Origin of the sequence: Streptomyces sp. NPDC059828 (assembly GCF_042731955.1) — a bacterium.
GTDB lineage: Bacteria > Actinomycetota > Actinomycetes > Streptomycetales > Streptomycetaceae > Streptomyces.
The window spans coordinates 12,245-26,304 of sequence record NZ_JBHWIW010000046.1 but is presented as its reverse complement, the minus strand read 5'-3'; the positions used below and the strand labels follow the sequence as shown (position 1 = coordinate 26,304).

Here is a 14,060-nt window from a genome sequence, read left to right as displayed (position 1 = left end):
GTCTCGCTTTTCGTCCGCGGCTCCGGTAGGAAGGAAAAGGCCCAGGCAATGTTCGGCCAACCAGTCGCCGACGGGCCAGGTAATCCGGAGGGGAAAGAAGAAATGCGGATCTCGTCTCGGACCATGCGCCGTTGCCGCGAAAGCGTCGACCGCGCCGAGCAAAAGCTGATCGCCCTGTCGAGGAGTATTCACGCCGAGCCGGAGACCGCATTCCAGGAGCACCGCAGTGCGGCCAAGGTGAGCGGGCTGCTGCGGGACGAGGGATTCGAGGTCGAGCCCGGCGCCGGGGGGCTGGAGACCGCGTTCACCGCCCGCTACGGCAGTGGCCCGCTCACCGTCGGCCTCTGCGCCGAGTACGACGCCCTGCCGGGGCTCGGCCACGCCTGCGGACACAACATCATCGCCGCCTCGTCGGTGGGCGCCGCCCTGGCGCTGAGGGACGTGGCCGACGAACTCGGCATCACGGTCATGGTGCTGGGCACACCGGCCGAGGAGGAGGGCGGCGGCAAGATCACGATGCTGGAGGCCGGGGTCTTCGACGAGGTGTCCATGGCGATGCTCGTCCACCCGGCTCCCGAGGACAACTGCGCTCCCCGCCCCCTCGCACTGGTCGAGCTCGAAGTCCGCTACACCGGACGGGAGTCGCACTCCGCGCTCGCCCCCCACCTCGGTGTCAACGCCGCCGACGCGCTGACCGTGGCCGAGGTCGCCGTGGGCGTGGGCCGCCAGCACTTCGAGCCCAGGCAGCAGGTGCACGGCATCGTCACCCGGGGCGGCGAGGTGCCCAACGTGGTGCCCGCGCACACCAGCGCCCTCTACAACCTCCGAGCCGCCGACATGGAGTCCCTGGAACGCCTCGAAGCACGCATCAAGGCCTGCTTCGAGGCCGGAGCCGTCGCCACGGGCTGCACACACGAGGTCCTGTCCACCCCCGCGTACGCCGAACTGGCCCACGATCCCTTCCTGGTGGAGGCATACCGGGCCGCGGCCACCGAGCTGGGCCGCCCCCTGGTCTCCCCGGACGAGGAGCGCTCGATGCCCACCGGCAGCACCGACATGGGCAATGTGAGCCGGGCCCTGCCCAGCGTCCACCCGAGCATCGGCATCGACAGCGGCGGCGCGGTCAACCACCAGCCGGAGTTCGCCGAGGCATGCGCGACCCCGGCCGCCGACCGGGCGCTGCTCCAGGGAGCCGTGGCGCTCGCCTGGACCGCGGCGCAGGCCGCCGAGGACGACCGGACCCGGGAGCGCCTGCTGGCGGCCCACCGGGCGCGCCGTGCCGAAGACCGCGCGTCCGGCTGACGGCCCCCGCCCGGACCCGCCCGGCCGGACCGGGGCCGTCCGGGAGAGCGGCCCGGGCCGCCCGGCCGCGGCGGTGCTGCGGCCGGGGCGGTCCGGTGTCCACCCAGGGGCGGGACGTGCAGCGGTCACGGAAGCCGCACCACCGTCTCGCCCTCGGCGGTGTCGATGTGCACCGCCGTGATCCGGGGACCGGCCGCGGGGTCCACGACGACGTCAAGGGCCGGGAGTCCGGGCCACCGGTCGGCCCAGTCCCGCTGCTGCGGCCGGCCCGTCTCGAGGCGCCGCAGCGACTTCGGGCACACCTTGTGTCCCGCCGCCTCGAGGTCGCCCGGGACCCGTGCCGCCCGCGCCTGGGGGTTGCCGTAGCTCAGGAAGAACGGCAGCACCCGGCTGCGCCAGGACAGGTCGAACGCCGCCTCGGCCCACGGCACCCGCTGCCCGTCCGCACGGACCGACTCACCACGGAACAGATCCGGATCCGCTGCCGTCACCGCCTCCACCTCACGCGCGGTGGACTCGATGTCGTCGGTCAGCACCGCCCAGTTGAGGAAGTCAGGTCCGTCCGCGGTCCGTTCCAGGAACAAACGCCCGAAGTCGCTGTCCGCCAGTTTCTGCTCGTCATGGGTGACGAGCAGCTCCAGATACTGCACCTCGGGCGTGTCGAAGGGGACGACCCAGCTTGCCGTGCCGTCCGGGTTGGGGCTGCCGTCGGTGACGCCGAACCCGTACCGCTCCCAGAGCAGTTCACGCAGCGGCTCGATGGTCCGCGCGCCCAGGATCACATGGTCGATACGCATCAGGCGGCACCGCCCAGCGCGTGCGAGGGGCACATGCTGTACGGCAGCGCCTCCCAGTCGTCACCGACAAGACCGGCCGCCATCCCCTTGCCGGTGGCGCGTGCCGAGAGCAGCCCGTGCCCGGCATGGCCGGCCGACAGGAAGATCCTCTCGTTTCCGGGCAGAGCGCCCGCCAGGGGCCGTCCGGTGCCGGACACGGGACGCAGCCCGGCCCGCAGCTCCACGGGCACCGACTCGGCGAGCCCCGGCATGGCCGTGGTCGCGAACCTCAGCAACTGCGCGATGCCCTGGGTGGTGACATGCTCGGCGAAACCGGCGTCCTCTTCCGTCGCGCCGACGATCACATCGCCGCCGACACCGGGTGCGAGGTAGTACGCGGAGGAGAGGATGCAGCTCAGCTCCTCCTCGGTGCGCAGCACCGCCATCTGGCCGCGCTGCGGCCTGACGCCGGTCGCCTCGGCCAGGCCCTTGCCCGAGCTCCACGCACCGGCGGTGATCACCACCCGGTCGGCGTGGAGCGTGCCGTCAGCGGTGACGACGGAGACGGTCGGGCCCTCCTCGCGTACCTCCCGCACCGTGACGCCCTGCCGCCACTCGACGCCCTGGGCGAGGCAGCGGCGCCGGACGGCGTCCAGATAGCGGCGGCCGTCGACCATCAACCCGTCCGGGTCGAGGAGGTAGCGCCGAGTGGACGGCAGTCTGAGCCCGGGGGTGGCGTCCGCGAGCGCGTCGGCCTCCACCCAGGCGCCGACCCCGAGACCGGCCAGCACCTCGCCGTAGGTCTCCACATCGGTCTCGCGCAGCGCGCGCAGGATGGGCCGGGCCACGCTGAACGCGCCGTACTCCGGTTCAAGCCGGGTGACATCGGCGTCCAGGTCCCGCTTGGCGATCCGCAGCCAGTCGTAGAACTCCCGGTCCACGAGATAGCGAAGCGAGGGAACGGCCACTCCCGCCGCGCGGTTGGTCGCGTGCCCGGGTTCGTCGCCGGAGTCGAGTACGACGACGGACGCCCCGCTGCGGCTCAACTCCTCGGCGAGGCAGGCGCCGACGATTCCGCCGCCGATGAGCGTGAAGTCAGGGGGTGATGACGGTGACGACGGCATGTCCTGCACCTTCCATGTCGGCCGCGCCGGCGAGTACCAGCGAGCGGGTGGTCACTTCGCTGTCGCTGTGGACAGCCGTGGGCGGGCCGGCCAGGCCGCGGGCCTGGCGCAGCAGATGAACGGGTTTGCCCCGCAGGACGAGGCGGAACCAGGCGCCCGGCCGGTCCGCGGTCCTGGCCAGGCACTGGAGACGGACGGTGCCGTCACCGTGGTAGCGCTGGAGGCCCTCGACACACCACACGAGTTCCACCGCGTCCGGGGGCGTTTCGGCGTCCGGCCCGGTGAGTTCGAGCCGGGCGAGCGACGGCGGGCCGAAGGCGCCGGCGTCGTGGTCCCATACGGCCCGCCCGAGCGGGATGCCCTCGGCGAGCGGGGACGGCGGGCAGATCCGGCCGGCGTCCACGAGGGCGCTCGGGAGCGCCGGATCACCCCGGTCGTCCCGTCCTGATTCGGACGGCGCCGACGGCAGTTCGCGCAGCGTCAGCGGCGGCAGCACACGCCGACCCGCCAGCCGCCGCGCGGTCGCCCGCCCGCCGCGTGAGGTCAGTGAGAACGCGGCACCGGCGACGAGCACCGCCGCGGGGGACGGCCGGAGCACCAGTGGCCGCTCGCGCCAGTCGTCCGGCGGGGCAACGGAAACGAACGGCTCGGAGAGTGCCCCGAGCTCGTCCCAGGGCAGTGCCTCCACCAGCGTCCCCGGATCCCCGCGGCCGCTCGTTCCGAGGAGCACCGGACCGCCCGGTGTCTCCACACGGGCCAGCAACTCGGCCCGCCTCGACACGAGCAGACCATCGGCGTCACGCCACTCGTGGACCTGGGCCACCGCGCTCTGCAGCCCCGCGAAGGCGGTTGCCGCGCGCGCGGCCGCCTCGGTGAGCAGCAGTCCGGTCTCCTTGTCAGCTCCCTGGTCCAAGGGTCCGCTCAGTCGCCGGGAGCCGATGACCCCGCCCGTGGAGGCGTCGTGTTCGAGGCGCAGGGTGTCGAGCGAGACGGTGAGCCGGGGCGCACCCCGGGTGGGGGTGAGGATTCCGGAGGAACGTATCCGCGTCTCAGCCATGGGACACCGCCCGCAGCCCGACCAGTCCGGCCGGGAGCCGGAAGCCGGCGTTGGCGAACGACACCAGCACCGGGTACTGCCCCAGCTTTCCGCAGCCTCCGGTGGCCCGCAGATAGGCGGCCACCCGGTGCTCGTACGGCCGCAATCCGGCGAGCACACGCGCTCCGTCGCCGGTCACCGTCAGCGGGCCGAGCCGGGCGGTGCTGCCGTCGGCGCGGTGCAGCAGGGAGAAGGGCGCGTGGAACACGAACGCGCCCGACGCGATGTTCATCATGTCCAGCCGCAGTCCATAGGGGGCGACCCAGTCGCCCGTGGGCGGCTCCAGCGGGGTACCCGGCTCGATCAGGGCCACGGTGTGGGTCATCCGGGGGATCGCCGGATGCCGGTAGTCCTGCTTGCGCCCGTGCCCCGAGCCGGGGCGGCCACCGAGCCGGGCCGCGAGCGCCCGGTCGGTCATCGGCTGCCCCACGCTGCCCCGGTCGATCAGCCGGAGCGTGCGGCAGGGGGTGCCCTCGTCGTCGAACGGGCTGCGGTAGCCCGGTCCGTCGTGTGCGCCGCCGTCGACCACGGACAGCCATTCGGGCGCGACCCGCTGCCCGGCGCGCGCACCGAGATAGCTGGTTCCGGAGGCGACCACATCGGCCTCCATCGGATGACCGGCGATCTCGTGGAAGAACGCCCCGGCGAGACCGGGAAGCAGCACGAGGTCGGCCCCGTCCGGCAGTTCGGTGGCGAGCGGCAGCGCGAGTCGTGCGCGTATCGATCCTGCGGTACGTACGGCCGCGTCCCGCAGCCCGTCCGGACCGGATCCGGGGCGGGCGCACAGCAGTGACCGGGAGTGCACGGTGCCGTCGGCGCCGGTCACCCGCGTCTCCAGGGTCGTGACGATCCGCTCCGTGGTGACGACGCTTTCCGCGTCGCCCGCGGCGATGTGCTGCTGGGCCACACCGAGGGTCAGCTCGGCGCCGGTGTCGGCGGCGATCCCGGCCAGTTCGGTGTGCAGCTCGGCGGTGAGTCCGAACAGGGGCCGTTCCTGTACCTCGCGCAGTGCGTCCGCGGCTTCGGCGTCGGCCTGTGCCGCGCCGGAGGTCAGCAGGTCGTCGCCGTCCGCGAAGCGGTGTTCGGTGAATCCCCGGCCGAGATGCCGCTCGATGCTCATCCCGCGCACCGAGGACCGCTCGGTGGTGATGGCGCCGTCCGGCAGCACATCGGCGCGCAGCCGCAGCGACCGCTCGGCGAAGAGCGTGGTGTCCGTCATTCCGGGCCGCTCCTACCGCTGTCCCTGCCGATGATCTGCATCCGCAACTCGCTGGTGTAGCGCTGGCCTTCGGCGTCCCGCAGCCACAGTTCACCGGGACCGGGCGCCATGCGTTCCACGCCCAGCTGTTCCGCGCCGCGCGCCACATGGCTGACCAGGTCCGCCGCGAGCGGCGACGCCAGGTCGATCAGATACGGCTTGCGCTCGTGGGCGCTGCGGCAGAAGACGAACCGGTTCCCGGTGTCGCGCGCCAGCCTGCGCAGAGCCAGGAACCGCGCGTACGGCTCCGGCGCCGCGAGCGCCGCCGCGGGCACCTGCCAGCGGGACCGCTGCAGGACGACGGATCCCAGGGCGACTTCGGGTTGAGCGCCCTCGGTGCTGAACGTGGGATGGAGTACCTGCGGATGGGAGAGCGCCGCGATCGGGGCGTACTTGACGAAGTCGCTGAGAGGGACGTACGCGCTGACCTGACGGCCTTCCGGATCGTGCAGTGCGACGTCGTCCGGACCGATGCGGACCGTGAGGTCCTCCGGTTTCAGCAGGTCCGGCTCCCCGTGGTCGGTCCAGGTCAGCGGACGCATCGCCACCTCACGGCCGGGGAAGCGGTAGTAGCCCTTGTTGCGGCGCCCGAAGTCGAGGCCGACGACCGTGCCGCCCTGCTCCGACGTCCAGGCGGCGGCATCCGCGCCGAGCCTGGCCGGATCCGGGTGCATCGTGCCCAGCCAGCTGCGGACGAGCAGATGGTGATGGGCGCGGGAGAGCACGAGCGGGGCGCCGTCGAGGCCGGTGGCGTCCGGTGTGGCGGGGCACAGGTCGATGACCGCGTACCGGTCGCCGTTCAGCGCCTTGGCCTCGCCCGCGAGCCGCTCGACCTCGGCCCTCCAGTCGGCGCCGGGGTAGCTGGGTGCGTGCGCCGCCTGGAAGGTGCTGGTGGAGTCCGACCTGCTGGCGGCCGCCCGGGTCGCGTACGTGAGCAGGTCCAGCTCGACAGCCGGTCCGTCAGGACCGTCCGCGAACGCATCACGCACCGCGTCCGCCGCAGCGGACCGGGCGGCCCAGCCGTGCGCCGCGCACACCTCCATCACGGGGGCGAGCTGCTCCTCCCAGCGGCGGACCAGTCCGGCGCCGAGGGTGAGGGCGAAGGGTGAGGCGCACTCCTCGAAGAACACGGCACGGTCCGCGTACGCGGCCCCGGCGCCCCGGCGGGCCGGCTTACCGGTGAACTCGGTGAACCGGTGCTCCAGGGTGGCGACCGTCGCCGCCTTTCCGTCGAGCGGCTGCTGTGCCAGCTCCGCGATGAGTGAGGCCAGTTCGCCGATCCGGTCGCGCCACAGCTCGCGTGCCGGTGAGGGGGGCAGCGCGGAGACCTGCTCCCACAGGGTGGTGAGCGGCTCGAGATCGTAGTCACCACCGCCGAGGCCGATGGTGACGGCCTCCTCGGCCACCAGCCGCATCAGGGCCCGGGCGACGTCGCGCGCCGGCTGCCCCGCCGTGCGCACCAGGTCGCGGAACGAGGTCCCGCCCGCGGACACCAGGGACAGCAGCGGCTTGTCCGCGGCCTCGGCCCGGCCGGTGGAGTGGAACGTCAGATGCGGAAGGATTCCGGGGTCCCTGGCGATGGCCGTGGCCAGCGCGCGAGCAGCCCAGTGCGAGAAGAAGACCCTGCGGACGCGGGGCACGTCGTCGCGCAGTGCCGCTCCGTCGCCGTCGCCGTCATCGACCGTGCCGTAGGCCATGGGCCCGAAGAAGCTCACGGTCTCGTTCTTCGCGCAGAACCGCTGCACATACGTGTACATCTGCCGGCGCACCCTGCGCCAGCGGGAGGTCAGCGGACCGTCGTGTGCCAGCAGTGGGAGCAGCATGTTGCGGTACGCGTCCGGGTTGGACAGGAACACCGCCTCGGAGACCCCCGGATCCGTCAACCGGTCCCGGAGCCGTCTGCCCACCTCGTCGTCGGCCTGCTGATAGGCGAGCACATAGCGCTCCGACGCCTCGGCCCAGGCGGATACCGCCCGGTTCCAGTCGGCGCCGCCAGCCCTCGGCAACTGCCGTACCCGTCCCCGTAGTACGTCGGACCGCACGGCTTCGGCACGGGACCCGCCGAACTGGGTCTCCACGAGCTCCAGCACGGTCCGTTCGCGGTCGAGCAGCTCGTCCGAGAGCTCCAGCAGGGAGCGGGGCGCACCCAGCTCCTCCAGCCAGTCGAACGGCATTCCCGCATGGCGCAGGATGAACTCCCGCCCGATGCTCCACTGTCGGCTCACTGGGTCCTCCGCATCACTCCGGCCTGGAGCAGCCGGCCGGTCAGTTTCGTGCGGACCGCATCGCTGATCCGGTCCAGGACGGCGGTGTCGCCGGACGAGAGCCGCTCCACGACCGGAGTCAGCTTCGGGTGCAGCCGGAACGCGCTGCCCGTCCGCAGATTCACCACGAAGGAACCCGGTCCCCGGTCGTCCGGGCCAGGACCCGACTCGGCCACGACAGCGGCCGACGGCTCCCATACGGGAGGTTCGGGGCAGGACCCGGCCCCGGGGTTCAGCACGCAGCAGGCGAACCGGCCCGGGTACAGATCGGACACGGCACCGAATTCGGTGTTGAGGCCCCCGATCGCGGCGGTACGTGCCGCCTCGTCCAGGGTCCCGGGAGCGCCGAACCGGTCCCAGCGCGGCAGATCGTGGCCCGGCGACGGGTGCCGGGTCAGGGGTACGCCGTCCCAGGTCGCCGCTGCCCGGCCACCGTGGTCAGCGGGCAGCCGGAACGGGCTCAGCCCCGCGAGCCGGGGCGCGGGCCCGTGCAGCAGGCTCCGGGCGGTGGTGCCGGTCTCATCGGCGCTCACCCCGGGTGCCCCGACCAGCAGTTCAACGGCGAGCAGCGCCTCGCCCGCCAGCTCGAGGACCGGCCGCAGATCGGTGCGGCTGCCGTCCGCCCCCGTCACCTCGGCCCAGGACGTCAGCCGTGCCACGGTCAGCGCCGCACCACGGCAGGCGTGCCACGCCTCGCCGGGCAGCGCCGCCGCTTCCTCGGGGGCCAGCCAGCCCGCCCAGGCGACACCCGCCTTCCAGTCCGCGGCGCGGCGGACCCAATGGATCCGTGTGCCGTCCCCCGACCACTCCTCGCGCAGCCGCCACGTGGGCGCCCAGTCATCGAAGCCGACCGCAGCCGAGAACGGAGCCAGCGCCCGCAGTGCCTCCCGGTGCGCGACGGCGAAACGCCCGCACAGCACGACCCGTTCGGGGCCGAGGGCCTCCAGCAGCACTGCGGCGGCGGGGAGTTGCTGATCGGTCTCGATCACCAGATGCACACCCCGGTCCCCGGCAACCTCACGCGCCCACTGAGCCTCGGGCCCCAGCAGCCCGGTGCGCTGAGCGGCCAGGACCACATCGGCCCCCGACTCGGTGGTGCCGTCGACGAGTTCCACATCGTCCGCCGCCAGCCTCAGCGCCGGGTCGTTCTCGCCCGCCAGCCTCAGCGCCACGCCCATGGCGCGCAGCCGGCCCGCGTCATGGCTGCCGCGCGCGGTGATCCGTGCCGCGGCCCGCGCGAACAGCGCCCTGGTGCGGGCCGCGGCGGTATCGGCCCCGCCGCGCCCGCCGAGCGCATAGCCGCCGGCCAGCTCACCGAGGGCTTCGGCGCTCGTGAGCCGTGTGATGAAGTGCGCGTTCACATCGAGCAGTCCGACGTCCTGACCCAGCCCGGGCCCAAGGTCCGGTTCCAGACTCGGGTCGAACAGTGGGGGGATCACCACAAGACGCATCACCGCTCACCCCCGCCCCGCAGATACACACAGCGCAGCTCGGAGGCGAAGCGCAGCTCCCCGTCCCGTAGCCAGGCTTCCTCCGGCGCGGGCAGCGCCTCGGAGACCACCAGCTGCTCCGCCGTGCCCGCCAGCCGGGCGAGGCCCTTGAGCAGCTCGGGACTCGCGGTGTCCACGTACACGGGTTTGCGCTCGGCCGGCGACTTCACGAAGAAGCGACGGGGCAGTCCCCGCTCCCGTACCAGCCGGGCCGACGCGAGCAGCCGGTCGGCCTCCCGCTGGCTGCTGTGAGCCTCCATCACCGCGGCGCTCGGCAGCGACCAACGGCGCCGGGAGAACACCACATTGCCCCAGCGCAGCCGTGGCACATGCGGCAGCTCCGGCAGCGCCGGGCGGCGGATCCGGGGCAGCGCCAGCGCGGTGTGCACGGCGGTGTCGAGCTCGCCGTTGTGGAAGAGGAGGCTCTGCCCCGGATGGGCGTCGCTGCGCAGGACGACCTGCTCGCCGTCGCTGTCCAGCCACAGCTGGTCCAGGCCGATCCGCTCCCGGCCCGAGGACGCCGTCCCGCCCAGCTCGAGCACCACACCGGGGAACTCGAGCGGCGGCAGTCCGGTCGTACGGCGCGAGATCACATTGACGGCGAGCTGGTCGCCCAGTGCCCGGCGCACCGCGGCGTCCCGCTCGGCCAGCAGCCCGGCGGAGTCCGGATGGAACTGCAGCGCCCAGGGGGTGAGCAGCGCCGCGTCGTGGATGTCACCGAGCACGAGCGGAGTCGTCCCCGGCTCGTATCCGGCCAGATCGGGTGCGGCGATCAGTACGTCGATGCTGCACAGCACCGGGGCCGCGGGCGGCGGCGGTACGGCCAGCAGCCCCGCCACGTCGAGTTCGGTACGGTCCTCGCCCTCGGAGCCGAGCTGGGCGATGACCCGGCCCAGCTCGGCGCCGAGCGCTCCGCCCGACTCGATGCCGAGGTCCGCGCAGTCGCGCAGGGCCCGCAGCAGCGGGATCCTGCCTGGGCCCAGCCGTGCCGCGACCGCCCGGTTGGTGCGTACCCGCGTCATCTCGGCCTCGTGGGCCAGCAGGTCAAGCACGGGTGCGACGGAGTCGCACATGTCCCGGGCGAGCGGCCCGCGGACATCCAGCCCGGCGGTGCCCACCGCGGCCTCGTGGATGACGACGCGGTCGTTGTAGAAGCGGCCGCGGTCCGCCGAACGGTCGGCGACGGGCAGCAGCGACTCCAGCTCGGCCTGGATGGTCAGCTTCCGCTCGGGCGGCGCCCACGGGTAGCCGTCGAGCAGTTCCAGCATCTTCACCAGCAGCGCCCGCACTCCTGCCGCGCGGCCGGCCGTCTCGGGGTCCGAGCCCTCGATGCGTTCCAGGGTCCAGCGCAGCGGGTCGACCACCGTGGCCGGCGGGCACAGCGTATGGGTCAGCGTCCCCTTGGCCACGGCCGTGGCGAACGCCTCCACCGTCTCCCGCGCATCGGCACCCGACCCGGCAGCGATCTCGGCCACCGTGCGTACGCCGTCGGCCTCCCGAAGCAGCAGGACATCGATGCCCGCCCCGCCCGCGGGCGTCCGCGGGGTCCGCACGATGGTCTTGCGCACCGGTACGAGTCGTCCGGCCAGTGCTTCGTCGCCCAGCAGCAGCGCCTGTACCGCGTCGTTGACCCGGGCGGCGGTGTGCGCCTGACGGACCCTGATCGCGGTGTGGCCGTCCCAGTCGAGAGCCGTCGGAGCGTCGGAACCGGGGCTGAGTCGACCGTAGTTGATCGGTCCGAAGAAGCTCATCGTCTCGCTCTTGGACGCGAGTCGCTGTGCGTAGGAGGCGAGCTGGCGCCTGATGCGCCCGCCGGTCGCACCCCGCGCGAGATCGCGATGGACCGCGGGGGACGAGCAGACGATGGCGTCGTTGACGCGCGGATCGGTGCGGATGGCGGCGAGCGCCTCGTCCGCCACGGCCGCGTCGGCCTCGACGGTGGCGGTGAGCCGCTCGCGCGCCGCGGTGACCTTCTCGGCCGTGGCGTTCCACTCGGCCAGCCAGTCGGCCGGGAAGGTATCGGACGGCGGCAGGGGCCGCAGACCGCGCAACTTGCTCTGCTGGCCCCGGGACAGGCGCCCCGACGGATGGAGCCGCGCCGCCACTTCGGTTGCCTGCGCCTCCAGGGCGAACAGCTCGTCGAGGAGCAGACGGGTCTGCCCGTACGCCAGTCGCTCGACCATCTGCCAGGGGAACCCGGCGCTGCGCAGGACGACCGTGGGCAGCAGTGTCCAGTCGTGCCGCGGCGGAACGGGGGAGGAGGACTGGGCGGGTGGGGCGGTCATGACGACGCTCTCTTCATGGCGATCCGGAACTCCGAGGTCACAGGGGCCCCGCCGTGGCGCAGCCACAGCGCGTCCGGCGCCGGTCTCATCTCGGCCAGCGACACGGTCGGACCGTCACCGGCCAGCACCATGGCCACCAGCGCGTCCACCGCCAGCGGGTTGTCCAGATCGATTCCGACCGGTTTCGGCTCGTGCGCCAGGGAGGCGAAGCAGAACCGGGGAAGGCCGAGCCGGGCCCGCAGGGACTGCACGGCGAGGAAGGCGGCACGCGGGTCGCGCACCGAGTCGACACCGAGGTCGGCCCGGTCGAACCACCACCGGGCCCGCTGCACGATCAGATCGCCCACCACGATCCTCGGCGCGAAGTCCCCGAACCGCACCAGCGGCAGTCCCACACCGGGAGCGGCGAAGGCCCGCAGATGGACGTGGTCGTCCTCGCCCGCGTACAGGGTCAGTTCGCCGTCGGGCGTACGCAGCCGGGGTGTGCCGTCCACGAGGGCGACCGTGAGATCGGTGAGCGGCACGGTGCGCTCCCGGTCGTCGCTGGCCACCGAGGTGATCTCGACGAAACGTCCCGGGAACCAGTCGGCGACCAGGCCCTTGTGACGTCTGCGCCGGATCACCGTGGCCAGCCGCTCGGAGCCGCCCCACGGTTCGAGACCCGACGCGAAGTCGCCCAGCATCCGGTCCTGTTCCTCGCTGAACAGCCCCTGTGAGCCCCAGGCGAAGACATACGGGTGCAGCTCGCCGAGCACCAGCAGCTCGCTGCCGCCCTCCCTGCTCTCCAGCATCAGATCCGGGCTGACGAAACGGTGCCTGCCGGGCTCGGGCGCGAACGCCGCCAGTTCGGCGGGCGTGAGCCTGGCCTCCTGCCCCTGTACGGCGGACTCCACCAGCTCCGCGTAGTCCCGCTTGAACGCGATCAGCGGGCCCGCCAGGGCGTCAAGTGCGCCCGCGTCGACGGATGCGTGCACGCGGCGGATCAGCTCGTCGTACGGCATGGTGCCGGTGCCCGCCGTACGCATGATCTCCGTGCACAGCTCGGCCGCGGCGCGCTGCTGGAGTTCGCCGTAGCGGGCGGCGACGTCCAGCACCGGGCTCAGCTGGGACTCCCACCGCCGGGCCACGTCCCCGCCGACCACCACCGGGCTCTGGTCGCCCTTGGCGTCCAGGGAGACCACCAGACGGTCGGCGTACATCCGGCCACCGGCGCGACGCGCGTCGACCTCGGTCAGCCTGGTGAAGCAGTCCTCCACCCGTTCCAGCGCGGCTGCCCTGGCGCGGTGGCCTTCGGCCGCGGCATAGGCATGGGCCAGATCGCGCAGCTCGCGCAGCCGCACGGGCCAGGGGGTGCCCTCCGCGTAGCGGTCGGCCCAGGAGACCAGCCAGTCCAGGGGGCGGGCCGCGGTGGACGGCGGTTCCGGCCAGAGCCGTACCGCCCCCGCCTGCCGCAGTCGGTCGAGCACGCGACGCGCCTCAGCGGGTTCGAGGCCCGCCAGCGCGGCGAGTTCACCGGTGGAGCGCCGTCCGTCCACGGCCTCGGCGAGCTGCCACTGGACGCCCGACAGGGCGATCCGGCGGCCGTCGGCGGACTGGATCGTCCCCGATCCCGGCGCCCCGCCCCGCGTCCTGCGGCAGGACGGCAGCCAGGCCACGGGCGGCCGGTCCCGTACGTCAGGGTCCGTACCGACGAGCCTGGCCAGCTCACACACGGCCCAGAACGCGGTCTGAGCCTCCAGGACGTGGTAGCCGGAGTCCGTCTCGGGCCCCAGGGCGGTTCCCTCGGCCGCACGGTCGATCCTGCCGTGCACCAGCGGACCGAAGTAGCTGGTCGTCTCGTTCTTCGCGCCGAGACGCTGACCGTAGAGATAGACACGGCGGTAGAAGGAACGGTCCTTGGCGCGGTTGCGGCCCGTCGCGGTGTCCCGCTGCTCCCAGCCGTCGATCCAGCGCACCACCTCGGTATGGAAGGACGGCGACAGCTGGAGCAGGGCGTCGCACACCCGCTCGTCGCCGAGCAGATCGCGGACCCGCTCCGGCCGCCGCAGCACCTCCTCTCCGAGGGCCCCGGTCAGACGGCCCGCCGCCTCCTGTCGCGCGGAGTGCGCCGCGCGGTAACCGTCGACCGCCAAGTCGACGGCGCCGCCGTACGTACTCCGCTCCACGAGCAGCCTGCGGCCCACCCGGCTGCGCAGCTTCGACAGATCACGCAGCTCCGCGCGGTCCGTTTCACGGTCGGCCCGCGCGACGGACTTGGCGATCGCCTCCTGGAGCCGGGCGCGGCTCTGCTCGAACCCCGACACCGCCTCCCGGTAGTCCGCCGCCGCGGTACTCGTCGGCCCGTCACCGAGGGCGGTCAGCAGGCCGACGCCGAAGCCCGCCCTCCTCAGCAGCAGCCGGGGATACAGCTGCCATTGCGCCCGCTGTCCCGTCCGCCCTTGCGTCGCTTCGTCGTCCGCCATGCC

The 14,060-nt window shown here is 73.2% G+C and carries 9 protein-coding genes; 1 reads left to right on the top strand and 8 read right to left on the bottom strand.

Annotation, left to right across the window (positions count from 1 at the left end; all coding sequences use genetic code 11):
- Positions 1-102 precede the first annotated feature (102 nt).
- The gene (locus ACFV6V_RS24500) at positions 103-1,302 is read left to right on the top strand and encodes a M20 family metallopeptidase (protein WP_385568709.1); all 1,200 of its coding nucleotides are present in this window, start codon (positions 103-105) and stop codon (positions 1,300-1,302) included.
- Positions 1,303-1,427: 125 nt separating this feature from the next.
- On the opposite strand, the gene ACFV6V_RS24495 is transcribed toward ACFV6V_RS24500, so the two are convergent.
- From ACFV6V_RS24495 to ACFV6V_RS24460, 8 genes are read right to left on the bottom strand one after another with little or no spacing between them, the layout of a single operon-like run.
- Complete coding sequence (locus ACFV6V_RS24495) at positions 1,428-2,099, bottom strand: VOC family protein (RefSeq protein ID WP_385568706.1); 672 nt, start codon at positions 2,097-2,099, stop codon at positions 1,428-1,430.
- Positions 2,099-3,202, bottom strand: a complete 1,104-nt coding sequence (locus tag ACFV6V_RS24490; RefSeq protein ID WP_385568704.1) for an NAD(P)/FAD-dependent oxidoreductase — start codon at positions 3,200-3,202, stop codon at positions 2,099-2,101. The genes ACFV6V_RS24495 and ACFV6V_RS24490 overlap by 1 nt, the downstream gene beginning before the upstream one ends.
- The gene (locus tag ACFV6V_RS24485) at positions 3,174-4,259 is read right to left on the bottom strand and encodes a hypothetical protein (RefSeq protein ID WP_385568701.1); all 1,086 of its coding nucleotides are present in this window, start codon (positions 4,257-4,259) and stop codon (positions 3,174-3,176) included. The genes ACFV6V_RS24490 and ACFV6V_RS24485 overlap by 29 nt, the downstream gene beginning before the upstream one ends.
- Positions 4,252-5,517, bottom strand: coding sequence for a metallopeptidase TldD-related protein (locus tag ACFV6V_RS24480; RefSeq protein ID WP_385568698.1), 1,266 nt, complete (start codon positions 5,515-5,517; stop codon positions 4,252-4,254). The genes ACFV6V_RS24485 and ACFV6V_RS24480 overlap by 8 nt, the downstream gene beginning before the upstream one ends.
- On the bottom strand, positions 5,514-7,781 hold the full coding sequence (locus ACFV6V_RS24475; protein WP_385568696.1) for a lantibiotic dehydratase: 2,268 nt from the start codon (positions 7,779-7,781) through the stop codon (positions 5,514-5,516). Before ACFV6V_RS24475 ends, ACFV6V_RS24480 begins: the two co-directional genes overlap by 4 nt.
- On the bottom strand, positions 7,778-9,271 hold the full coding sequence (locus ACFV6V_RS24470) for a hypothetical protein (protein ID WP_385568693.1): 1,494 nt from the start codon (positions 9,269-9,271) through the stop codon (positions 7,778-7,780). Before ACFV6V_RS24470 ends, ACFV6V_RS24475 begins: the two co-directional genes overlap by 4 nt.
- Positions 9,271-11,595, bottom strand: a complete 2,325-nt coding sequence (locus tag ACFV6V_RS24465; protein ID WP_385568690.1) for a lantibiotic dehydratase — start codon at positions 11,593-11,595, stop codon at positions 9,271-9,273. Before ACFV6V_RS24465 ends, ACFV6V_RS24470 begins: the two co-directional genes overlap by 1 nt.
- Entirely contained in the window at positions 11,592-14,057 is a 2,466-nt protein-coding gene (locus ACFV6V_RS24460) for a lantibiotic dehydratase (RefSeq protein ID WP_385568687.1), read from the bottom strand. Before ACFV6V_RS24460 ends, ACFV6V_RS24465 begins: the two co-directional genes overlap by 4 nt.
- Between the last annotated feature and the right edge of the window lie 3 nt (positions 14,058-14,060).

Coding starts and splice junctions, on each gene's coding strand:
- ACFV6V_RS24460 (WP_385568687.1), bottom strand. CDS start 14,057: ATGGCGGACGACGAAGCGACGCAAGGGCGGACGGGACAGCGGGCGCAA.
- ACFV6V_RS24470 (WP_385568693.1), bottom strand. CDS start 9,271: ATGCGTCTTGTGGTGATCCCCCCACTGTTCGACCCGAGTCTGGAACCG.
- ACFV6V_RS24500 (WP_385568709.1), top strand. CDS start 103: ATGCGGATCTCGTCTCGGACCATGCGCCGTTGCCGCGAAAGCGTCGAC.
- ACFV6V_RS24495 (WP_385568706.1), bottom strand. CDS start 2,099: ATGCGTATCGACCATGTGATCCTGGGCGCGCGGACCATCGAGCCGCTG.
- ACFV6V_RS24490 (WP_385568704.1), bottom strand. CDS start 3,202: ATGCCGTCGTCACCGTCATCACCCCCTGACTTCACGCTCATCGGCGGC.
- ACFV6V_RS24485 (WP_385568701.1), bottom strand. CDS start 4,259: ATGGCTGAGACGCGGATACGTTCCTCCGGAATCCTCACCCCCACCCGG.
- ACFV6V_RS24465 (WP_385568690.1), bottom strand. CDS start 11,595: ATGACCGCCCCACCCGCCCAGTCCTCCTCCCCCGTTCCGCCGCGGCAC.
- ACFV6V_RS24480 (WP_385568698.1), bottom strand. CDS start 5,517: ATGACGGACACCACGCTCTTCGCCGAGCGGTCGCTGCGGCTGCGCGCC.